Origin of the sequence: Curvibacter sp. PAE-UM, assembly GCF_001432305.1 — a bacterium.
In the GTDB taxonomy this organism is placed as follows: Bacteria; Pseudomonadota; Gammaproteobacteria; order Burkholderiales; family Burkholderiaceae_C; genus Hylemonella.
On the sequence record NZ_KQ483358.1, the window covers coordinates 308,213 to 330,043 of the forward strand.

At 65.5% G+C, this 21,831-nt stretch carries 19 protein-coding genes; 10 read left to right on the forward strand and 9 right to left on the reverse strand.

The features are described 5' to 3' along the window. Positions 1–6: 6 nt before the first annotated feature. The 5 genes from AO057_RS01490 to AO057_RS01510 all read right to left on the reverse strand — a co-directional run bounded on the left by AO057_RS01490 (position 7) and on the right by AO057_RS01510 (position 6,332). Positions 7–1,344 (reverse strand): ABC transporter substrate-binding protein, encoded by a 1,338-nt coding sequence (locus tag AO057_RS01490; protein WP_057673960.1) that lies wholly within the window; start codon positions 1,342–1,344, stop codon positions 7–9. 64 nt (positions 1,345–1,408) lie between these two features. After that, entirely contained in the window at positions 1,409–2,485 is a 1,077-nt protein-coding gene (locus tag AO057_RS01495) for a branched-chain amino acid ABC transporter permease (RefSeq protein ID WP_057673961.1), read from the reverse strand. Positions 2,486–2,555: 70 nt separating this feature from the next. Continuing rightward, complete coding sequence (locus tag AO057_RS01500) at positions 2,556–3,485, reverse strand: branched-chain amino acid ABC transporter permease (protein ID WP_057673962.1); 930 nt, start codon at positions 3,483–3,485, stop codon at positions 2,556–2,558. Between the two features lie 95 nt (positions 3,486–3,580). Continuing rightward, entirely contained in the window at positions 3,581–4,366 is a 786-nt protein-coding gene (locus tag AO057_RS01505; RefSeq protein WP_057673963.1) for an ABC transporter ATP-binding protein, read from the reverse strand. 16 nt (positions 4,367–4,382) lie between these two features. Further along, complete coding sequence (locus tag AO057_RS01510) at positions 4,383–6,332, reverse strand: AMP-dependent synthetase/ligase (RefSeq protein ID WP_057673964.1); 1,950 nt, start codon at positions 6,330–6,332, stop codon at positions 4,383–4,385. Between the two features lie 150 nt (positions 6,333–6,482). On the opposite strand from AO057_RS01510, the gene AO057_RS01515 reads away from it, so the two are divergent. Continuing rightward, positions 6,483–7,193 (forward strand): Crp/Fnr family transcriptional regulator, encoded by a 711-nt coding sequence (locus AO057_RS01515; RefSeq protein WP_057673965.1) that lies wholly within the window; start codon positions 6,483–6,485, stop codon positions 7,191–7,193. Here AO057_RS01515 and AO057_RS01520 read toward each other — a convergent pair. The 3 genes from AO057_RS01520 to AO057_RS01530 form a co-directional block, all read right to left on the reverse strand. Beyond that, positions 7,176–9,281, reverse strand: a complete 2,106-nt coding sequence (locus tag AO057_RS01520; protein ID WP_082605368.1) for a TonB-dependent receptor family protein — start codon at positions 9,279–9,281, stop codon at positions 7,176–7,178. The two genes, AO057_RS01515 and AO057_RS01520, sit on opposite strands and share 18 nt — an antisense overlap. Continuing rightward, positions 9,278–9,592, reverse strand: a complete 315-nt coding sequence (locus AO057_RS01525; protein ID WP_057673967.1) for a c-type cytochrome — start codon at positions 9,590–9,592, stop codon at positions 9,278–9,280. The genes AO057_RS01520 and AO057_RS01525 overlap by 4 nt, the downstream gene beginning before the upstream one ends. A gap of 100 nt (positions 9,593–9,692) precedes the next feature. Continuing rightward, positions 9,693–10,967, reverse strand: coding sequence for a PQQ-dependent sugar dehydrogenase (locus AO057_RS01530; RefSeq protein ID WP_156404614.1), 1,275 nt, complete (start codon positions 10,965–10,967; stop codon positions 9,693–9,695). Between the two features lie 310 nt (positions 10,968–11,277). Between AO057_RS01530 and AO057_RS01535 the strand changes: the two genes are divergently transcribed. The 9 genes from AO057_RS01535 (at position 11,278) to AO057_RS01575 (ending at position 20,991) form a co-directional block, all read left to right on the forward strand. Beyond that, the gene (locus AO057_RS01535) at positions 11,278–12,585 is read left to right on the forward strand and encodes a PQQ-dependent sugar dehydrogenase (RefSeq protein WP_057673969.1); all 1,308 of its coding nucleotides are present in this window, start codon (positions 11,278–11,280) and stop codon (positions 12,583–12,585) included. A gap of 70 nt (positions 12,586–12,655) precedes the next feature. After that, positions 12,656–13,222 carry a c-type cytochrome gene (locus tag AO057_RS01540; RefSeq protein WP_156404446.1) on the forward strand — a complete coding sequence of 189 codons (567 nt, stop codon included), beginning with the start codon at positions 12,656–12,658 and terminating at the stop codon, positions 13,220–13,222. A gap of 37 nt (positions 13,223–13,259) precedes the next feature. Further along, complete coding sequence (locus tag AO057_RS01545; RefSeq protein WP_082605369.1) at positions 13,260–14,162, forward strand: pseudouridine synthase; 903 nt, start codon at positions 13,260–13,262, stop codon at positions 14,160–14,162. A gap of 87 nt (positions 14,163–14,249) precedes the next feature. After that, entirely contained in the window at positions 14,250–16,181 is a 1,932-nt protein-coding gene (htpG, locus tag AO057_RS01550; RefSeq protein WP_057673970.1) for a molecular chaperone HtpG, read from the forward strand. Positions 16,182–16,401: 220 nt separating this feature from the next. Next, positions 16,402–17,166 carry an ABC transporter ATP-binding protein gene (locus AO057_RS01555; protein ID WP_057673971.1) on the forward strand — a complete coding sequence of 255 codons (765 nt, stop codon included), beginning with the start codon at positions 16,402–16,404 and terminating at the stop codon, positions 17,164–17,166. Next, complete coding sequence (locus AO057_RS01560) at positions 17,163–17,867, forward strand: ABC transporter ATP-binding protein (RefSeq protein ID WP_057673972.1); 705 nt, start codon at positions 17,163–17,165, stop codon at positions 17,865–17,867. Before AO057_RS01555 ends, AO057_RS01560 begins: the two co-directional genes overlap by 4 nt. 29 nt (positions 17,868–17,896) lie before the next feature. Then, positions 17,897–19,114, forward strand: coding sequence for an ABC transporter substrate-binding protein (locus AO057_RS01565; RefSeq protein ID WP_057673973.1), 1,218 nt, complete (start codon positions 17,897–17,899; stop codon positions 19,112–19,114). A 69-nt stretch (positions 19,115–19,183) separates the two neighbouring features. Then, the gene (locus tag AO057_RS01570) at positions 19,184–20,071 is read left to right on the forward strand and encodes a branched-chain amino acid ABC transporter permease (RefSeq protein WP_057677134.1); all 888 of its coding nucleotides are present in this window, start codon (positions 19,184–19,186) and stop codon (positions 20,069–20,071) included. Then, positions 20,071–20,991, forward strand: a complete 921-nt coding sequence (locus AO057_RS01575; protein WP_057673974.1) for a branched-chain amino acid ABC transporter permease — start codon at positions 20,071–20,073, stop codon at positions 20,989–20,991. The genes AO057_RS01570 and AO057_RS01575 overlap by 1 nt, the downstream gene beginning before the upstream one ends. A gap of 103 nt (positions 20,992–21,094) precedes the next feature. On the opposite strand, the gene AO057_RS01580 is transcribed toward AO057_RS01575, so the two are convergent. Beyond that, positions 21,095–21,502, reverse strand: coding sequence for a tautomerase family protein (locus tag AO057_RS01580; protein WP_057673975.1), 408 nt, complete (start codon positions 21,500–21,502; stop codon positions 21,095–21,097). Positions 21,503–21,831 lie beyond the last annotated feature (329 nt).

Consider the following 21,831-nt stretch of genomic DNA (forward strand, 5'->3'; position numbering starts at 1 on the left):
AGCCGATCAAGACTGGCAGTCAGCGCCGGTGCGGCGCGTCAGCTTCTTCTCGGCCGCGTACTTGTCGGCTGCGTTCTTCACCATGGGCTTGAGGATCTGCTCGTCAGCCTGGTACCAGTCGGAACTCCAGACGAACTTGCTGCCATCCCAGGTGTGCACGCGGGCCCAGGAAGCGCCCATATGGTCCTGGCAGCTGGTGGAGATGGGGCGCATCACACCCTTGAAGCCCAGCGCGTCAAGCTTGGCCTGCGTCAGGTTCAGGTTCTCGTAACCCCAGCGTGCCTGCTCGCCGGTCACAATCTTGCCCTTGCCGTAACGTTCCTGCGCGGCGCGCACACCTTCGACGGCAAACATCGCTGCCTGCAGGCCGCGCATGTACAGCACCTGGCCCACTTCTTCCTTCGGCCCGGTGCCCTGGCCCTTGGCGTGCACCTTCTCCAGCACTTCCTTGGCCACGGCGGCATTCGGCTCGGCGCCGTGCTGCATCATGATGGCGTTGTAGCCCTTGGCGCCCTGGCCCACGTCCTTGACGTCGGGCTCGGCACCGGCCCACCACACGCCGTACATCTTCTCGCGCGGGTAGCCGGTGGCCTGGGCCTCCTTGAGCGCGGTGGAGTTCATCACGCCCCAGCCCCAGTTGAGCACGTAGTCGGGACGGTTCTGGCGGATCTGCAGCCAGGTGGCCTTCTGCTCCACGCCCGGGTGGGTCACGGGCAGGAGGCTGAGCTGGAAGCCGTGCATGGCGGCGCGCTCCTGCAGCAGCGGGATGGGCTCCTTGCCGAAGGGGCTGTCGTGGTAGACCAGCGCGATCTTCTTGCCCTTGAGCTTGTCGTAGCCGCCTTCCTTCTTGGCGATGTGCTGGATCAGCGTGTCAGCCGCCACCCAGTACGTGCCCGACAGCGGGAAGTTCCACTTGAAGACCATGCCGTCGGCCGACTCGCTGCGGCCGTAGCCGGCGGTGATCAGCGGGATCTTGTCGCCCGGGGCCTTCTCGGTCAGCGCGAAGGTGATGCCGGTGGACAGGGGCTGGAACACGGTGGCGCCGCCGTTCTTGCCCTTCAGGCGCTCGTAGCACTCGACGCCGCGGTCGGTGGCGTAGCCGGTCTCGCATTCCTCGAAGGAGACCTTCACGCCGTTGATGCCGCCGCGCGCGTTGACCAGCTTGAGGTAGTCGACGTAGCCGTTGGCAAAGGGCACGCCGTTGGGCGCGTAGGCGCCGGTGCGGTAGACCAGCACCGGGAAAAACTGTTCCTTGGCCTGCGCGAACGCGGCCGTGGAACAAAGCGCACCGGTGACGGCGGCGGCCGTCAGCGAGGCGGCGAGGGCGAGTTGACGAAGCTTCATGGTTTGTCTCCTGTAGGTAGATGGAATGGTTGAAGCACGCGGGGGGAAAATCAGAAAAACGGCGTCAGTGCGGGAAGGGCCACAGGCGCAGCTTCTGCTTGCCTATGCTCCAGAGCTTGGCCAGGCCGTGCGGCTCGACGATCAGGAACCAGACGATCAGGGCGCCGAAGACCATGAATTCGGTATGCGAGATGGCCGCCGTGGAAATCTCCACGCCGACCAGACTGCCCAGCGCCGGCAGCAGCTGGTTGAGCACGATGGGCAGCACCACGATGAAAGCCGCGCCGAAGAAGCTGCCCATGATGGAGCCCAGGCCGCCGATGATGACCATGAACAGCAGCTGGAAGGAACGGTCCACCGAGAAGGCCGCCGGCTCCCAGGCGCCCAGGTGCACAAAGCCCCAGAGCGCGCCGGCCACGCCGATGATGAAGGAGCTCACGGCAAAGGCGCTGAGCTTGGCGTACATGGGGCGGATGCCGATCACGGCCGCGGCCACGTCCATGTCGCGGATGGCCATCCACTCGCGGCCGATGGCGCTGCGCACCAGGTTCTTGGCCAGCAGCGCGAACAGCACCAGCAACGCCAGACAGAACAGGTACTTCTGCAGCGGCGACTCCACTGGCAGGCCGAAGACCTGCAGGTTGGACACCGAGACCGAGCCCGAAGGGTTGCCGTGGGTGAACCAGCTGATGCGCAGGAAAGCCCAGTCGCAGAAGAACTGCGCGGCCAGCGTGGCCACCGCCAGGTACAGGCCCTTGACCCGCAGGCTGGGGATGCCGAAGAAGATGCCCACCAGCGTGGCGAAGAAACCGCCCGACAGCAGCGCCACGAGCAGCGGCATGCCCTCGATGCGCACCCAGGTGTTGTAGGCCGCATAGGCTCCCACCGCCATGAAAGCACCCGAACCCAGCGAGATCTGGCCGCAGTAGCCGACCAGGATGTTCACGCCCACCGCGGCCAGCGCCAGGATGAGGAAGGGGATGAAGATGGCGCGGAACAGGTATTCATCGGCCAGCATGGGCACGCCGATGAAGGCAAAGGCAATCAGCGCCAGGATGGCCCAGCGGTCCTGCGCGATCGCAAAGATCTGCTGGTCCGCCGCGTAGGTGGTCTTGAACTGGCCGTTTTCTCTATAGAACATATTCGCTACCGGTCGGTGATCTTTTAAGGACGACTCGCTGCTGTTGAATTTCCGGAGGGCATCGGTCGCGTTACACGCGATCGATGATCTTCTCCCCGAACAGCCCCTGCGGCCGGAACAGCAGGAACACCAGCGCCAGCATGTAGGCAAACCAGATCTCGATGCCGCCGCCGACAAAGGGGCCGAGATACACCTCGGACAGCTTCTCGCCCACGCCGATGATCAGGCCGCCGATGATGGCGCCGGGCACCGAGGTCAGGCCGCCCAGGATGATCACGGGCAGCGCGCGCAGGGCGACGGTCGCCAGCGAGAACTGCACGCCCAGTTTGGAGCCCCAGATCATCCCGGCCACCAGGGCCACCACACCGGCCACGCACCAGACGATGACCCAGATGCGGTTGAGCGGAATGCCGATGGACTGCGCGGCCTGGTGGTCGTCGGCCACGGCACGCAGCGCGCGCCCGGTGGCCGTCTTCTGGAAAAACACCGACAGGCCGGCCACCAGCACCGCGGCAATCGCCGCGGCGATCAGGTCTTCCTGGTTGATCAGGATGCCGCCGGGGAACACCGATTCGAACGCGAAGATCGGCTCCTTGGGCATGCCGATGTCGATCTTGTAGATGTCGCTGCCGAACAGGGTCTGGCCCAGGCCTTCCATGAAATAGGTGATGCCCAGTGTCGCCATCAGCAGCGTGGCGGCTTCCTGGTTGACCAGGTGGCGCAGCACCAGGCGCTCCACCAGCCAGGCCACCACGAACATGACGGCGCCGGCCAGCACGAAGGCCACCGTGTTGGCCAGCCAGCGGCTTTCAATGCCGGTCCACTGCGGGATCCATTCGGCAAAACGCGCCATGGCCAGGGCCGCGAACAGCACCATGGCGCCCTGCGCGAAGTTGAACACGCCCGAGGCCTTGAAGATCAGCACGAAGCCCAGCGCCACCAGCGAATACAGCATGCCGGCCATCAGGCCGTTCAACAAAGTTTCCAGGAAAAATGCCATGGTGTGTTCCTCAGCCGCCGCAGGGCCGCCCCAAGGCGGCTGAAGCCCCCTCGGGGGGCAGCGAATTACATGAAATGAAGAGCGTGGGGGTCATGTCAGTGCCCCGTGCCCAGGTAGGCCCGGATCACTTCCTCGTTGTTGCGCACGGCGTCGGGGGTGCCGTCGCCGATCTTCTTGCCGTAGTCCAGCACCACCACGCGGTCGCTGATGTCCATCACCACGCCCATGTCGTGCTCGATCAGCACCACGGTCGTGCCGAACTCGTCGTTGATGTCGAGCACGAAACGGCACATGTCCTGCTTCTCTTCCACGTTCATGCCGGCCATGGGCTCGTCCAGCAGCAGCACCTGCGGCTCCATGGCCAGGGCGCGGCCCAGGTCCACGCGCTTTTGCAGGCCGTAGGGCAGCTGGCCCACCGGCGTCTTGCGGTGCGCCTGGATCTCCAGGAAGTCGATGATGTGCTCGACGAACTCGCGGTGGCGGATCTCCTCGCGCTGGGCCGGGCCGATGCGCAGGGCCTGCAGCAGGATGTTGCTGCGGATCTTGAGGTTGCGCCCGGTCATGATGTTGTCCAGCACGCTCATGCCCTTGAACAGGGCCAGGTTCTGGAAGGTGCGCGCCACGCCCATCTCGGCCACCTGGCGGCTGTTCATGTGGTCGAAGGTCTGGCCGCGGAAGGTGATGGTGCCGTGCTGCGGCGTGTACACCCCGTTGATGCAGTTGAGCATGGAGCTCTTGCCCGCGCCGTTGGGGCCGATGATGGCGCGGATCTCGTGCTCGCGCACGTCGAAGGAAATGTCGGTCAGCGCCTTCACGCCGCCGAAGGCCAGCGAGATGTTTTTCACATCCAGGATCACGTCGCCCAGTTTTCTTTGCGTCATTTGGTCTTCACTCTTCTCAGGCGACCTTGGCCGCGCCCGGGTAGCGCTTGGCGTCACGGATGGGCAGCGTGGCCGAGACGGTGCCGCTGCGGCCGTCCTCGAACTTCACCTGCGTTTCGATGAACTGCTCGCTGCGCCCGGCGTACAGCGCCTCGATCAGCACCGCGTATTTGTCGCCGATGAAACCCCGGCGCACCTTGCGCGTGCGGGTCAGCTCGTCGTCGTCGGGGTCCAGCTCCTTGTGCAGCACCAGGAAACGTGCGATCTGCGTGTCGGCCATGCCGGCCTCGGCCGCCAGGTCGACGTTGACCTGCTGCACGCAGTCGGCCAGCATGTCCAGCACCGTCGGCTTGCTGGCCAGGTCCACGTAGCCGCTGTAGGGCAGGCCCTGGCGTTCGGCCCAGTTGCCCACCGCCTCGAAGTCGATGTTGATGAAGGCACAGACCTGACCGCGGCCGTGGCCGAAGCACACGGCCTCCTTGATCTGCGGGAAGAACTTGAGCTTGTTCTCGATGTAGTTGGGCGCAAAGATGGCGCCGCTGGCCATCTTGCCCACGTCCTTGGCCCGGTCGATGATGATCAGATGGCCGTCGGGGTCGATCACACCGGCGTCACCGGTGTGGAAATAACCCTCGGCATCCATCACCTCGGCGGTGGCGTCGGGCCGCTTGTAGTACTCCTTGAGCACCGAGACACCGCGCACCAGCACCTCGCCGCTGTCGGCAATCTTGATCTCGATGCCCGGCGCCGCCTCGCCCACGCTGTTGAGCTTGACGCGGCCGTTCTTCTGGATGCAGACATAGGCGCAGGTCTCGGTCTGGCCGTAGAGCTGCTTGAGGTTGATACCGATGGAGCGGTAGAAACGGAACAGGTCCGGCCCGATGGCCGCGCCCGCCGTGTAGGCCACGCGGATGCGGCTCAGGCCCAGCACATTGCGCAGCGGGCCGTAGACCAGCGCATTGCCCAGCGCGTAGAGCAGGCGGTCCGTGGACGACACCTTGTGCCCGTCCAGGATCTCGGCGCCGCAGCGCCGCGCCACGTCCATGAACTTTTTGTAGAGCCAGCGCTTCGGCGCGGCCGCGTCCTCCATGCGGATGGAGACGGAGGTCAGCATGCTCTCGAACACCCGCGGCGGTGCAAAGTAATAACTCGGCCCGATCTCGCGCAGATCGATGCTCACCGTCTCGGCCGACTCGGGGCAGTTGGTGGTGAACCCCGCCACCAGCCACTGGGCAATGGAGAAGAGGTGGTCACCCACCCAGGCCGGCGGCAGGTAGGAAATGATGTTGTCCTCGGGCACCAGGCCATCCACCAGCACGCCGCCCCGGGCCGCCTCGATGAAGCTCTGGTGCGTCTGGCACACACCCTTGGGCCGGCCCGTCGTGCCCGAGGTGTAGAGGATGACCGACACGTCGGAGGGCTGGCCCGATTCGACCGAGTTCCGGTAGAAGTCCGGGTGCTGCCGTTCGTACTGGCGCCCCAGCTCGAACAGGCGCTCGATGCTGATCAGCCCCTCGTGCTGGTAGTTGCGCAGGCCGCGCGGGTCATCGAAAACGATGTGCTGCAGCAGGCCACCAGCCGCGTCCTTGAGGGTCTCGCGCAACTCCAGCAGCTTGTCGACCTGCTCCTGGTTTTCGGCGAAGGCGAAATGGATTTCCGCGTCTTCCAGCACAAAGGCCATCTCGCTGGCGATGGCGTCCTGGTACATGGGCACGGGCACCCCGCGCAGGCTTTGCGCCGCAATGAAGGCCTGGTACAGGTGCGGCCGGTTGTCACCCACGATGGCCAGGTTCTGCCCGGGCTGGAACCCCAGCGCGGCCAGGCCGCAGCTCATGAGGCGCACGTCCTCGGCGGCGCGCGCCCAGCTCCAGGTCTGCCAGATGCCGTATTCCTTCTCGCGCATGGCAGGGGCCTGGGGCCGCTGCGCCGCATGCTGCATCAGAAGTCTGGGAAAAGTCGTCTGCATCCCGTTTCCTTGTCTACTCGCCTGAGGTCACTCTGGACCCCGCTTGCAGCCATGGTAGGGAGCGATTTGACGTCATGTTGTCATTGCGACGACAATTCAGGGGAATCCCTAGCTGGTACTTTCCCGCCCTGTCTCTCTCTGTCCTTGTCCATGACAACCGAACCTAGCCTGCACCAGCGCCGACGCGCGCCCACCGCGGCCGAACTGGCAGGCATCCCCTGGCTGAGGCAGCTCAGCCCCGAGGAGTACGCCATCGCCGTGGCCGAGCTGCAGATCAGCGAGGCACAACCCGGTGATCTGGTCTGCCGCATCGGTCGCCCGGTGACCTACTGGTTCGGCGTGGTCGACGGCCTGCTCAAGATGAGCGGAGAAAACGCCGAGGGCCAGGCCATGACCTTTGCCGGCCTGCCGCCGGGCGGCTGGTTCGGCGAAGGCACGGTGCTCAAGCGCGAGAGCTACCGCTACAACGTGCAGACCCTGCGCAAGAGCCTGGTGGCCGGCCTGCCCGTGGACAGCTTCCACCGCCTGCTGGACCATTCCATCGGTTTCAACCGTTTCGTCATGAACCAGCTCAACGAACGCCTGGGCCAGTTCATCGCGGCGCGCGAGATCGACCGGATGAACAGCCCCGACCTGCGCGTGGCGCGCAGCCTGGCCGCGCTGTTCAACCCGGTGCTCTACCCCGGCGTGGGCGAGGTGCTGCGCATCACGCAGCAGGAACTGGCCTATCTGGTGGGCCTGTCACGCCAGCGCGTCAACGAGGCGCTGGCCAATCTGCAGGAGCGCGGCCAGATCCGGATCGAGTACGGCGGCCTGCGCGTGCTCGACCTGGAAGGCCTGCGCTCACAGCGGCACGCTTAGGCGCACACCGAGGGTCCAGTTGAACCCGGGGGCCGGCTCGTAGAACTGGCTGGCCGCCTGGTTGACGATGACCGAGCCCACGTAGCGCTGGTCCGTCACGTTGTCCAGCCGCCCATAGGCCGTCAGGCTGCCCTTGCCGGCCACCGGCCAGCCCTGGCTGGCCTTGAGGTTGAGCGTGGTGTAACCCTCGGCCGAAGCGGTGTTGCTGTCGTTGGCGTAGAGCTTGCCGGCGCTCACCACCTCCGCGCCGGCCTGCGTGCCCAGCCCCGGCTTGCGGCCCGCGTTGTCCAGGGCCTGCGCCGACCACAGCAGCTCGGTGAACAGGAAATGCTGCGGGATGCCCGGCAGGCGGTTGCCGGAATTCACGGCCACCCCGTTGGTGACGAAGGTCTCCGAGAACTGCGCCTCGATCGCCGACGCCGACAGCGTGCCCCGCCAGTTCGGGCTCAGCAGGGTGCGCCCGGCCAGTTCCCAGCCCGTGCGCGTCGTGCCCGGCGCATTCTTGTAGGCCGTGCTGCCGCCGCTGCTCACCGCCACCACGATCTCGTCCGTGGTGGTGATCCGGTAGACCGTGAAGTCCACGCGCGAGCGCGCCTCGGGCGCCCACTTCGCACCCAGCTCGTAGTGCTGGCTGCGCGCGGCGTTGATGTTGGGGTTGAAGTTCGGCGCGCCGGTGCCGGTGTAGGCCACCTCCACCAGCGTGGGCGTCTCGAAACCGCGCCCGTAGTTGGCGTAGAGGTTGAGCGTGTCCAGCGTGTGCCAGGTCAGGCCCAGCACCGGGTTGGCCGCGCTGTAGCTCACGTCGCCCGAGCCGTTGCCATTGCCCAGGAAGTAGTCCTCGCTGGCGATGCGCACCGAACTCGCGCGCAGGCCGGCCGTGGCGGACAGGCGATCGGCCGCCAGCACCGTGGCCTGGGCAAAGGCATCGCTGTTCTGCGCGCTGTTGTCCTCGTTGCGCGTCGGCGCGCCTGTTTTCTCGCCGCCACTCACGCCGCCGGACTGGCGGCGTTCCTTGGAATAGTCGTACTCGTAGCCGGCCACCCAGTTCACCGGGCGGCTGCCCCAGCGCGCCTGGGCGTTGTACTGCAAGCCGGCGCCGTAGTAGTCGCGGTTCAGGCCCACCCAGTTGGTGGGCAGGTACTGCAGGTTGTCACGCTTGCCGTAGTACAGGCGCGCCGTCACCGAGCGGCTGGCGTCCAGCGCATGCGTCACGGAAGTGCCGGCCTGGCTCTGGCTGGTGATCTTGCGCAGGCGGGCGCTTTGGGCGCTGGTGCCGGCCTGCGTGGCGTCCTTCGCCAGCTGCGCCGCCGTCAGGCCCACCGGGTCCTGGGCCAGCGGCATGTCGAAGTGGTTGAACACCAGGTTCACGCGGGTGTGCGCGTCCGGCCCGAAGCTCACCTTGCTGTTGAACTGCTTGCGCTCGGTCGTGCTGTGGTCGCGAAAGCCGTTGGTGTCGAAGGTGCTGTAGTCAGCCACCAGGCCCACGCCGCCCACGCGGCCGGCCACCTGCCAGTCGGTACGGCGCATGTCGTAGGAGCCCGTGTAGAACTGCGCGCCGAACTCCGGCACCTCGGGCGCTTCGCGCGTGAAGGCCTGGATCACGCCGCCGGCGGAGTTGCCGTACATCAGCGCCAGCGGGCCGCGCAGCACCTCGATACGCTCGGCCGAGGTCAGGCTCACCGAGGAGCCCTGGCCCTGCCCGTCGGGTGTGGTGGCCGGGATGCCGTCGATCAGCAGGCGGATGCCGCGGATGCCGAAAGCCGAACGCGCACCGAAGCCACGGATGGAGACCTGCAGGTCCTGCGCATAATTCTGCCGGTTCAGGATGGTCAGGCCCGGCACGCGGTTGAGCGACTCCGACAGGTTGACCTGCGGGCCGGCACTCTGGAGGGTCTCGCGGTCGACCGACTCGATGGCCGCCGGCGCGTCGAAGCTGCGCTGCTGCGCGCGCGAGGCCGAGATCACCACGTCGTCCAGTGTCTGGGCCCAGGCTGGCACGGCGCCCAGGCCGGCCACCAGCAGCGCCAGCGTGGTGCGCACGCCGGGGAAGCGGTTCACCCGGCTGTCTTGTTGTTGGTGCAATCTCATTTCTCTTCCACCCGGATCTGCAGCGACGCGTACCACGCCGCCAGGTTGTCGATGTCGGCGTTGCTCAAGGGCTTGGCGATGACCGTCATCACCTCGTTGGCCCGTTTGCCATTGCGGAAATGCTTGAGCTGCTCAGCCAGGTAGACCTCCTGCTGCCCGGCCAGATGCGGCACGCCTGGCTGCATGGACAGGCCCAGCGGGCCATGGCACATGGCACACGCGGCGGCCGCCTTGGCCTTGCCTGCGGCCACATCGGCCTGCGCTGCTGCCGCCAGGGCCAGCAACACTCCTCCCAGAACACACTTGTTCATTCGAAAATTCCTCACTCAAAAAAACGACGGAGATCGTCACGATCTCCGCCGGGTCTCAGCGATGCCGCGCGCTCGACGCGCGCGACATCATGGGCCACACTCAGTGGCTGTGGGTCACGCGGTAGATCGCGCCGACATAGTCATCCGAGATCAGCAGCGAGCCGTCCTTCATCACGGCCACGTCCACCGGCCGGCCCTTGTAGATGCCATTGGCATCCAGCCAGCCTTCGGCGAAGACCTCCGAGGCGCCTGCCGTGCCGTCAGCCTTCACGGGCACGAAGTTGATCAGCGCGCCGGTGGCCTTGGTGCGGTTCCAGGAACCGTGCGAAGCCACGAAGATGCCGCCGCGGTACTTGGCCGGGAACATGCCGCCGTTGTAGAAGGTCATGCCCAGCTGGGCCTGGTGGGCAGGGAACTCGACCTGCGGCTTGGTCCAGCTCGCCGGTGCCTTCATGCCCTTGAGGTCGGGCGCCGCGCCCGTACCGGCGATCTGGGTGTTGTTGCCGTGGATGAAGGGGTAGCCGAAGTGCTCGCCACCCGCCTTGGTGATGCGGTTGAGCTCACCCGGCGGGATCTCGTCACCCATGCCGTCGGTCTGGTTGTCGGTGAACCAGACCGTCTTGTCCTTCGGGTTGATGTCCATGCCCACCGAGTTGCGCACGCCCACGGCGACCACCTCGCGCTTGGAGCCGTCGAAGGGGTCCATCCGGATCATGCCGCCGATGCCCAGCTTCTCGTACAGCGCCACCTTCTCCTTGGGCTGCACGTTGTAGGGCTGGCCCAGGGTGACGTAGAGCTTGCCGTCGTCACTGACGCGGCAGGTGCGTGCCCCGTGGTTGTAGGACTCCTCTTCTTCCGGCACCAGCTTGCCCTGCGGCACCACCTCGATCACCGCCACGTCCGGGCCTTCATAGAAGAACTCGGCGGCCGGGAAGTTGAGCACGCGGTTGTGCTCCGCGACGATCAGGAAACCGTCCTTGGTCCAGCACACGCCGTTGGGCACCTTGAAGTTGAGCGAGGGCGCAAAGGCCTTGACCTCGTCGGCCGTGCCATCGCCATTGCGGTCGGTCACCGCCCAGACCTTGGTCTTGCGCGTGCCCACGAAGAGCATGTTGGTCGAGGGCGCCACCGCCATGTGGCGCGCGTCGGGCACCACGGCAAACAGCTCGATCTTGAAACCCGGCGGCAGCTTGACGCTCTTGAGGTTGGCGCGTATCGCGTCCGCATTGCGCCCTTCCTGGGGCACCAGCGGAATGTTCAGATCGGTGGTGGCAACCTTCATCTGCTTGAGCGTGGACAGGTTGTCCTTGCCCGCCTGGGCACTGGCCCCGCTGGCGAGACCCGCCATCAGCAAGGCGGCGAAAAGTTTCTGCATCTTCATTCCTGCTCCTTGGTTGTTCGGTTTTTTGTTTCCAAAAAGAATTTGGAACAGCCATTAAGCAAACCCTCAGGGCAAATTGCAAGTTGCCATCGGCTACCCATGACCGTATCGAGGGTAAGTCCCCAATCAAGTGTCAATTTTTGAAGCACTCGCATGCCACCGATTCATCACCCGGGTCTTATGTCTGTGCGGCCGGCGAAATCGTATGCATACGTGGAAACCCTAGAACCAGCCGGCGCCGGCGGTACTAGCATCGGCTTCGGTCCCTCTACAACAAACAACATCTTCTACGGAGACATCCTTCATGACCAGAAAACTCACCCTGGCGGGCGCCGTGCTCGTCGGCCTGCTGACCGGCTGCGCCACCTCCGAGCCGCCCAAGCCCCAGGCCGCGCCTGCCCAGCCCGCACCGCAAGTCGCGGCCGCCCAGCCTGCTGCCGCACCCGCCCCGATGGCCGCCGCGACACCAGCACCCCCGCCCCCGCCCGCCTGGCAGCAGGGCCGCCCGGCCAGCATGGCCGACTCCAGGCTGGCCCCGGTAGCCGGCAAGAACACCGTGACACCCGCCTCTGAAATCCCGCTGGACAAGCTCAAGCTGCCGCCGGGCTTCAAGGTCGAGGTCTGGTCCACCGGCACACCCGGCATCCGCGCCATGTCGCGCGGCGCCAGCGGCAAGATCTACGCCGGCACGCGCGGCCTGGGCCGCGTCTACGAGATCAGCGACAACGGCAAGGAGCGCACGAGCCGCGTGGTGGTGGACAAGCTCAACCAGCCGGCCGTGGTCATGCACAAGGGCAATCTCTACGTGATGGCCATCGACAAGGCCCTGCGCTACGACGGCATCGAGAAGAACCCCGGCGTGGCACCGGTCGACATGACCGCCGCCTTCAAGCTGCCGCCGCAACAGCACCACAACTGGAAATACCTGCGCTTCGGCCCGGACGGCAAGCTCTACGTACCCTTCGGCGCACCGTGCAACATCTGCGCCCTGCCCACGCAGGAATACGCCCAGATCCGCCGCTACAACGCGGACGGCTCGGGCATGGAAGTCATCGCCACCGGCGTGCGCAACACCCAGGGCTTCGACTTCCACCCCGTCACCAAGGAACTCTGGTTCACCGACCACGGCCGTGACTGGCTGGGCGACGACGGCCCGGAAGACGAACTCAACCGTCTGGGCAAAAAGGGCCAGTTCTTCGGCTTCCCCTCCTGCCATGCCAACGGCATTGCCGACCCCGACGTCAAGAAGGACGACGCCTGCAAGGGCGTGACCCTGCCGGTGCGCACCATGGGCCCGCACGCCGCCAACATGGGCCTGCACTTCTACACCGGCAAGATGTTCCCGGCCAAGTACAAGAACGTGGCCTTCATCGCACGCAAGGGCTCCTGGAACCGCACCACCAAGATGGGCTACGACGTGGTCACGGTGAACGCCGATGCCCAGGGCCGCAACCCGGTGATGACGCCCTTCATCACCGGCTTTGCCGACCCGGCCGCCAACACCTTCTGGGGCCGTCCGACCTACTTCCTGCAAATGCCCGATGGCGCCCTGCTGCTCTCCGACGAGCAACTGGGTGCGATCTACCGCATCTCGTACAGCGCCAAGAAGTAAGCCCGGCCTGACCCGGCAAGCAGGGCTGCGGCCCTGCTTTTTTTATGTGCATCGATTAACGGTGAACGCCATGCCTCTGATCTACCTCCTGCTCCCCGCCCTGGCCCTGCTGCTGGCGGCGGATGTCCGAGCCCAGCAACCGCCCCGGCTCGAACTCTGCGCGGCCTGCCACGGCCCGCAGGGCAACTCACAGAACCCGCAGTTCCCTTCGCTGGCCGGGCAGCCGAAAGTCTTCATGGAGAACCAGCTGGTGCTGATCCGCGAAGGCTTGCGCGACATCCCGCCCATGAAGGGCGTACTCGACGGCCTCACGGACGCCGACCTCATCGTGCTGGCCAGATACTTTTCGGAGCAGGTGCCGGTGCCGTTGGCCACCCCGGTCGATGCCGAGCGTTTTGAACGCGGCAAGGTGCTGGCGCGCAGCATGCTCTGCGGCACCTGCCACCTGCCCGACTACAAGGGGCGCGAGCAGATGCCGCGCCTGGCCGGCCAGCACGAACTCTTCCTGCGCGCCGTCATGGAGGAGTACCGCGACAAACCCGGCCCCGGCCGCGACACGGTCATGACCAATGCCCTGGGCGGCCTGAACAACCAGCACCTGGACGATCTGGCCCACTTCCTGTCCCACGTCAAATAGGCGCCGGCCCAGGGGGCACCTCTACAATTGGGGCCTGATGAAGGACACCCCCGAAAAGCCCGCCGCCCCCACCCTGCGCCGCGCGCCGCGCCCCGAAGGCGCCGCCGCGCCCAAGCCCGGCGGTGCGGCCGCCACCAGCCGCATCAACAAGCGCATGGCCGAGCTCGGCCTGTGTTCGCGCCGCGAGGCCGACGCCTGGGTCGAGAACGGCTGGGTCAAGGTCAACGGCAAGACCGCCGAGATGGGCCAGCAGGTCACGCCCAGCGACCGCATCGAGGTCGACAAGCAGGCGCAGAACCAGCAGGCCACGCAGGTCACCATCCTGCTCAACAAACCCATCGGTTACGTCAGCGGCCAGGCCGAGGACGGGCACGAACCCGCCGTGGTGCTGGTGCAGCCGCAAAACCGCTGGCGCGACGACAACGCCCGTTTCTTCTTCAACGGCGCGCAATTGCGCGGCCTGGCGCCAGCCGGCCGGCTGGACATCGATTCCACCGGCCTGCTGGTGCTCACGCAGGACGGCCGCGTGGCGCGCCAGCTCATCGGCGAAGACTCGGTGATGGAAAAGGAATACCTTGTGCGGGTGGTCTACCTGGGCACACCGGCCGCAGACGCCGCCCCCACCCAGCTCACCCGCATCGATGACGACGACCCCATCTCCACCAATGTGCAGGCCGTCTTCCCCGCCGCCATGCTGGCCAAGCTGCGCCATGGCCTGAGCCTGGACGGCCAGGCCCTCAAACCCGCCAAGGTGGACTGGGAGAACCCCGAGCAGCTGCGCTTTGTGCTGACCGAAGGCAAGAAGCGCCAGATCCGCCGCATGTGCGAACTCGTCGGTCTGAAAGTGGTGGGCCTCAAGCGCGTGCGTATCGGCCGCGTCATGCTGGGCCAGCTGCCGGTGGGTCAGTGGCGCTATCTGGCGCCGCACGAGAAGTTCTAGGGTCTTGAAACCCCGGGCCCCCGCCCATAATTCCCGTTTTTACCGGCCCGCCCGGCTCCCCCTGTTTTTGTACCGCTGTCTGATCCCATGAGCAAACAAACCCATTCCTTCCAGGCCGAAGTTGCGCAACTGCTGCACCTCGTCACCCACTCGCTGTACTCCAACAAGGAGATCTTCGTCCGCGAACTGGTCTCCAACGCCTCGGACGCCTGCGACAAGCTGCGTTACGAAGCGCTGAACAACAGCGCCCTGTACGAAGACGCGCCCGAGCTGCGTGTGCGCATCGCCTTCGACCCGGCCGCCAAGACCCTGACCATCACGGACAACGGCATCGGCATGAGCGCGCAGGAGGCCATCGACCACCTGGGCACCATCGCCAAGAGCGGCACCAAGGACTTCATGAGCCGCCTGGGCGCCGAGAAGCAGGCCGACGCCAAGGAACAGGGCCAGCTGATCGGCCAGTTCGGCGTGGGCTTCTATTCGGGTTTCATCGTGGCCGACAAGATCACCGTGGAATCGCGCCGTGCCGGCCTGAAACCCGAAGAGGGTGTGCGCTGGATCAGCGGCGGCACCGGCGACTTCGAGGTGGAGGCCATCACCAAGCCTGAGCGCGGCACCAGCGTCACCTTGCACCTGCGCGACGACGCAGGCGACTACCTGCAGGCCTGGAAGGTCAAGGGCATCATCGCCAAGTACTCCGACCACATCGCCCTGCCCATCCAGATGCGCAAGGAAGAGTGGAAGGAAGGCGAGAACGGCCAGCCTGGCGAGATGGTCAGCACCGACGAATGGGAAACCGTCAACAAGGCCAGCGCCCTGTGGAGCCGCCCCAAGAAGGACATCACGCAGGAAGAGTACGAAAGCTTCTACCAGGCCATCAGCCACGACTACGAGGCCCCGCTGGCCTGGAGCCACAACCGCGTGGAAGGCAGCACCGAATACACCCAGCTGCTCTTCGTGCCGGCCAAGGCCCCGTTCGACCTGTGGAACCGCGACAAGAAGGGCGGCCTCAAGCTCTATGTCAAGCGCGTCTTCATCATGGACGAGGCCGAGGCCCTGCTGCCCAATTACCTGCGTTTTGTCAAAGGCGTGGTGGACAGCGCCGACCTGCCGCTCAACGTCAGCCGCGAACTGCTGCAGGAAAGCCGCGACGTGCGCGCCATCCGCGAAGGCAACACCAAGCGTGTGCTGAGCCTGCTGGAGAACCTGGCCCAGCACGACATGCCCGCCGCCGATGCGAGTGACGAAGACAAGGCCGACGCCGGCAAGTACACGAAGTTCTACGCCGAGTTCGGCCGCGTGCTGAAAGAAGGCCTGGGCGAAGACTTCGGCAACCGCGAGCGCCTGGCCAAATTGCTGCGCTTCGCCAGCACCACGAGCGACACGGCCAATGTGTCCCTGGCCGACTACAAGGCGCGCATGAAAGAAGGCCAGGCGGCCATCTACTACATCACCGCCGACACCCTGGCCGCCGCCAGGAACAGCCCGCAGCTCGAAGTCTTCAAGAAAAAGGGCATCGAGGTGCTGCTCATGAGCGAGCGCGTGGACGAGTGGGCCCTGAGCCATCTGCCCGAGTTCGACGGCACGCCGCTGCAAAGCGTGGCCAAGGGCGCGGTCGACCTGGGCACCCTGCAGGACGAAGCCGAGAAGAAGGCCGCCGAAGAAGCCGCCGAGGCCTTCAAGCCCGTGCTGGCCAAACTGAAAGAGGCGCTGAAGGACAAGGCCGAGGACGTGCGCGTCACCACCCGCCTGGTCGATTCACCGGCCTGCCTGGTGGTGAAAGAAGGCGACATGAGCAACCAGCTGGCCCGCCTGCTGAAACAGGCTGGCCAGAAAGCGCCCGACAGCAAGCCGGTGCTGGAAGTGAACCCCGAACACGCGCTGGTGAAAAAGCTCGACGGCTCGGTGCACTTCAATGACCTGGCGCACATCCTCTTCGACCAGGCCCTGCTGGCCGAAGGCGGCCTGCCCGACGATCCGGCCGCCTACGTCAGGCGCGTCAACGCCCTGCTGGTCTGATCCGCGGCGGTGCTGTCTCGTCTTGAGACAGCACCGTAAGTGGTTCTACCAAGTTCCCGCCGGACAGAACGGCGTGACCGGCGCCTGAGCGCCGGGGCGAGGGGAAACACTCATGCCCGCTTGCGCCCGTCCGCACTACCATTCATCTGTGTAATTACGATCGGGGCCTCCGGGTCACGATGCGAACGACAAATGGAGACCGGGCCACGGGCCCAATGGCATGAGTGCAGACATCATTCTCGAAACGCGCGAACTCACCCGGGAGTTCAAGGGCTTCGTCGCAGTGGACCACGTGAACCTCCAGGTCAGGCGTGGCTCCATCCACGCGCTGATCGGCCCCAACGGCGCAGGCAAGACCACCGTCTTCAACCTGCTGACCAAGTTCCTCCCCCCCACCTCGGGCCAGATCCTCTACAAGGGCGAAGACATCACGCACCGCGCCGCCGCCGAAGTGGCGCGCTCGGGCATGGTGCGCTCCTTCCAGATCTCGGCGGTGTTCCCGCACCTCACCGTGCTGGAGAACGTGCGCGTGGCCCTGCAGCGCAAACTGGGCACCAGCTTCCATTTCTGGAAACCCGAGTCCACGCTCTACGCGCTGAACGACCAGGCCATGGCCCTGCTGGAGTCGGTCGACCTCGGCAGCTTTGCCGGCACGAAGACGGTGGAGCTGCCCTACGGCCGCAAGCGCGCGCTGGAGATCGCCACCACCCTGGCGCTGGACCCCGAGCTCATGCTGCTGGACGAGCCTACCCAGGGCATGGGCCACGAGGACGTGGGCCGCGTGGTCGAGCTCATCCGCAAAGTCGCGGCCAACCGGACCGTGCTCATGGTGGAACACAATATGAACGTGGTCGCCAACCTGAGCGACACCATCACCGTGCTGGCCCGCGGTACCGTGCTGGCCGAAGGGCCCTACGAAACGGTCTCCAAAGACCCGCGCGTGCTCGAAGCCTATGTCGGCTCCTCCGAAGAGGAATCCGCATGAGCAAGGTGCTGTTGAAGATCGAGAACCTGCACGCCTGGTACGGCGAATCGCACATCCTGCACGGCGTGAACTTCGAGGTGCGCGAGGGCGAGCTCGTCACCCTGCTGGGCCGCAACGGCGCCGGCCGCACCACCACGCTCAAGGCCATCCTGGGCCTGACCGGCAAGCGCACCGGTGGCATCCAGGTCATGGGCCGCGAGACCGTGCACCTGCCCACCAACCGCATCGCCCGCCTGGGCCTGGGCTACTGCCCCGAAGAGCGCGGCATCTTCTCCACACTCTCCTGCGAAGAAAACCTGCTGCTGCCGCCCAAGGTGGGCGACGGCGGCATGTCGCTGGACGAGATCTACGAGATGTTCCCCAACCTCAAGGAACGCCGGCACAGCCCCGGCACGCGCCTGTCGGGCGGCGAGCAGCAGATGCTGGCCATGGCGCGCATCCTGCGTTCGGGTGCCCAGGTGCTGCTGCTCGACGAGATCACCGAGGGCCTGGCCCCGGTCATCGTGCAGACGCTGGGCCGCGTGATCCGCGCGCTCAAGGCCAAGGGCCTGACCATCATCCTGGTCGAGCAGAACTTCCGCTTCGCCGCGCCGCTGGCCGACCGCCACTACGTGATGGAGCATGGCCAGATCGTGGCCACGGTGAACAAGGACGAGTTGAGCGAGAAGGCAGCCATGCTGCATGAGTTTTTGGGTGTGTGAGTTTTGACAACCATTTCTAGGAGACAAGCATGAAACGCAAACTGATCGCCGCCGCCGTGGCGGCCACCCTGGCCGGCACCTTTGGCCTGGCCCAGGCCCAGAAGCTCTCGGGCGACGCCGTCAAGATCGGCGTGCTGACCGACATGTCCGGCGTCTACGCCGACTACGGCGGCCCCGGCGCCGTGGCTGCGGCCAGGCTGGCCGTGCAGGACTTCGGCGGCAAGATGTTCGGCAAGCCCATCGAAGTGGTGAACGCCGACCACCAGAACAAGCCCGACATCGCCAAGAACGTCACCCAGGCCTGGTTCGACCGCGACGGCGTGGACATGACGGTGGAGAACCTGAACTCCGCCGTGGCCCTGGCCGTGCAGGCCCTGGGCAAGGAAAAGAACAAGATCACCATCGTCAATGGCGCCGCCTCCTCGCGCCTGACCAATGAAGACTGCGCCCCGGCCACCGGCATCCACTACCTGATGGACACCATCGCCCTGAGCAACGTGGTGGGCAAGGCCATCGTGAAGGACGGCGGCAACACCTGGTACTTCCTGACCGCCGACTACGCCTTCGGCCACTCGCTCGAGAAGGACACCAGCAGCACGGTGGTGGCCTCCGGCGGCAAGGTGCTGGGCGCCGTGCGCCACCCGCTGTCCACCGGCGACTTCTCATCCTTCCTGCTGCAGGCCCAGTCCAGCGGCGCCAAGGTGGTGGGCCTGGCCAATGCCGGCGGCGACACCGTCAACAGCATCAAGGCTGCGGCCGAGTTCGGCCTGACCAAGAAGCAGAACCTGGCCGCCCTGCTGATGCTGCTGACCGACGTGCATGCGCTGGGCCTGAACACCGCACAGGGCCTGTACCTGACCGAAGGCTGGTACTGGGACATGAACCCCGAGACGCGCGCCTGGGCCGACAAGTTCAGCAAGGTGATGAACGGCCGCAAGCCCAACTCCAACCACGCTTCCGTCTACTCGGCCACCCTGCACTACCTGAACGCCGTCAAGGCCGCCGGCACGGACGACACCGCCGCCGTCATGGCCAAGATGCGCTCCACGCCCATCAACGACATGTTCGCCAAGGGTGGCAAGCTGCGCGAAGACGGCCGCATGGTGCACGACATGTACCTGTTCCAGGTCAAGAAGCCCGCCGAATCCAAGGGCCCCTGGGACTATTACAACCTCAAGGGCACGGTCAAGGGTGACGACGCCTTCCAGTCCCTGGCCAACAGCCGCTGCGTTGCCATCAAGAAGTGATGCGCAGCTGATGTGACCTGAACGGGCGGGCCGCACGCGCGGGCCCGCCCCTCTCCGATCCGGATGAACATGTCAGAAATTTTTGGTATCCCGATACAGGCCCTGATGGGCCAGCTCATGCTCGGGCTGGTCAACGGCTGCTTTTACGCCATGCTGTCGCTGGGCCTGGCCGTGATCTTCGGCATGCTCAACATCGTGAACTTCGCGCACGGCGCGCTCTACATGGTGGGCGCCTTCTTCGCCTGGATGCTGCTCAACTACGCCGGCGTCAACTACTGGTTCGCCCTGCTGCTGGCCCCCATCGGGGTGGCGGCCATCGGCATCGTCATCGAGAAGACCATGCTGCGCTGGCTGCACCAGCTCGACCACCTCTACGGCCTGCTGCTGACCTTCGGCCTGGCCCTGGTGCTCGAAGGCCTCTTCCGCGAGTTCTATGGCTCCTCGGGCCTGCCCTATGAGCTGCCCGCGCTGTTCCGCGGCGTGTACGACCTGGGCTTCATGATGCTGCCCAAGTACCGCGCCTGGGTGGTGGTGGTGTCCATCGTGGTGTGCCTGTTCACCTGGTACGTCATCGAGAAGACGCGCCTGGGTGCCTACCTGCGCGCCGGCACCGAGAACCCGAACATGGTCAAGGCCTTCGGCATCAACGTGCCGCTGATGGTCACCCTCACCTACGCCTTCGGCGTGGGCCTGGCCGGCCTGGCCGGCGTGATGGCCGCGCCGATTTATCAGGTGAGCCCGCTGATGGGCTCCAACATCATCATCGTGGTGTTCGCGGTGGTGGTGATCGGCGGCATGGGTTCCATCCTGGGCTCCATCCTCACCGGCCTGGCGCTGGGCCTGATCGAAGGCCTGACCAAGGTCTTCTACGCCGAGATTTCGAGCACCGTGGTCTTCATCATCATGGCCATCGTGCTGCTGGTGCGACCCGCAGGCCTCTTCGGCCGGGAAAAATAATGAAGAAGTCTGCCCTCCTCTACAGCGCCCTGCTGCTCGCCCTGCTGGTGGCCCCCTTCGTGGGCTACCCCATGTTCCTCATGAAGCTGCTGTGCTTCGCCCTGTTCGCCTGCGCCTTCAACCTGCTGATCGGCTTCACCGGCCTGCTCTCCTTCGGCCACGCCATGTTCTTCGGTTTCGCGGCCTACGTCTCGGGCCACGCCGCCAAGGTCTGGGGCCTGACGCCCGAGCTGTCCATCCTGGCCGGCACGCTGAGCGCCACCGTCATCGGCGTCGTCACCGGCTGGCTGGCCGTGCGCCGCCAGGGCATCTACTTCGCCATGGTCACGCTGGCCCTGGCGCAGATGATCTACTTCATCTGCGTGCAGGCGCCCTTCACCTACGCGGAGGACGGCATCCAGAGCATCCCGCGCGGCAGCCTCTTCGGCCTGATCGACCTGCACAACGACCGGGTCATGTACTACGTGGTGCTGGCGCTCTTCGTGGGCGGCTTCGCGCTGATCTACCGCATCATCCACTCGCCCTTCGGCCAGGTGCTGAAATCCATCCGCGAGAACGAGCCGCGCGCCTTGTCCCTGGGCTACAACGTGGACCGCTACAAGCTGCTGGCCTTCGTGCTCTCGGCCACGCTGGCCGGCCTGGCCGGCGCCATCAAGGCCATCGCCTTCGGCATCGCCACGCTGACCGACGTGAGCTGGCAAATGTCCGGCGAAGTGGTGCTGATGACCCTGCTGGGCGGCATGGGCACCATCCTGGGCCCCGTCCTCGGCGCCGGCATCATCGTGGCCATGCAGAACTACCTGTCCGGCCTCGGCTCCTGGGTCACCATCATCATGGGCCTGACCTTCGTGGTCTGCGTACTGCTCTTCCGCCGCGGCATCGTGGGCGAGATCGAGCACCGGCTGCTCAAGAAACCCTGAGCCGGCACACGCCCAAAGAAAAACCGCCTGCGGGCGGTTTTTGTTTTTGATAGGGGGGGATGCCGTCAGCGTGGGCGGATGCTTTCCCTCCTGGTTTTCAGCGTCAGCTCTCGGCTTGCTTCGACGACTGGACGTGATCCGCGTAAGCCACGCCATGCCCCAGCGACCAGTCCATACGGGAATTCTCCACGAGGGCGATCATCACGTCATCGGGGCGAAACCCTGCCTCGACGGCGCGCGCAGTCAACTGCTTGTAAAGCTGCCGCTTCTGCTCGTCCGTTCGCCCCTGGAGAAAGGTGATCTCCACGATGCAGGCGTCTAACGACCGTCTGACACCGCCGAAGGTGGGGTCCAGAATCATCTCCTCGGCATCAAAGCGCGCCAGCAACTGGAAGAGGTCATTGGGCGGGACATTGCAGGTGCTGACCAGGGCCTCCTGTGCCGCGTCGGCCAGCGCCTTGACCTTGGCGTGGGGCAGGTGCCGGGGTGCGGAGATTCGGGTCAGTGGCATGGTTGAGTCCTGAAGAAGCGGGCAAATATCAAAGGCTTCTGCACTTGACTGAAGGGCTATTTTGCATCGCTGAACTTCCACCAATATAACGGCGCAACCAGTGGGCCAGCAAAAAGCATACTTATCGCCCAGAGGAGACGTGAAAAGCCTGATTTCCCGATACTCATCAAAGCGTGGCCAACGAAATAGAGGTTCGCCGCGATTGCCGTCACTGCAATCATTCCCCACCACCAGGTCGTCAAGAACTCAATTACAGGCCCTTTGCCAACCACTGGACTATTCCAGGACTCGGGCGCACTCCCACCCACGACAGTGACAATCAGGGGGAG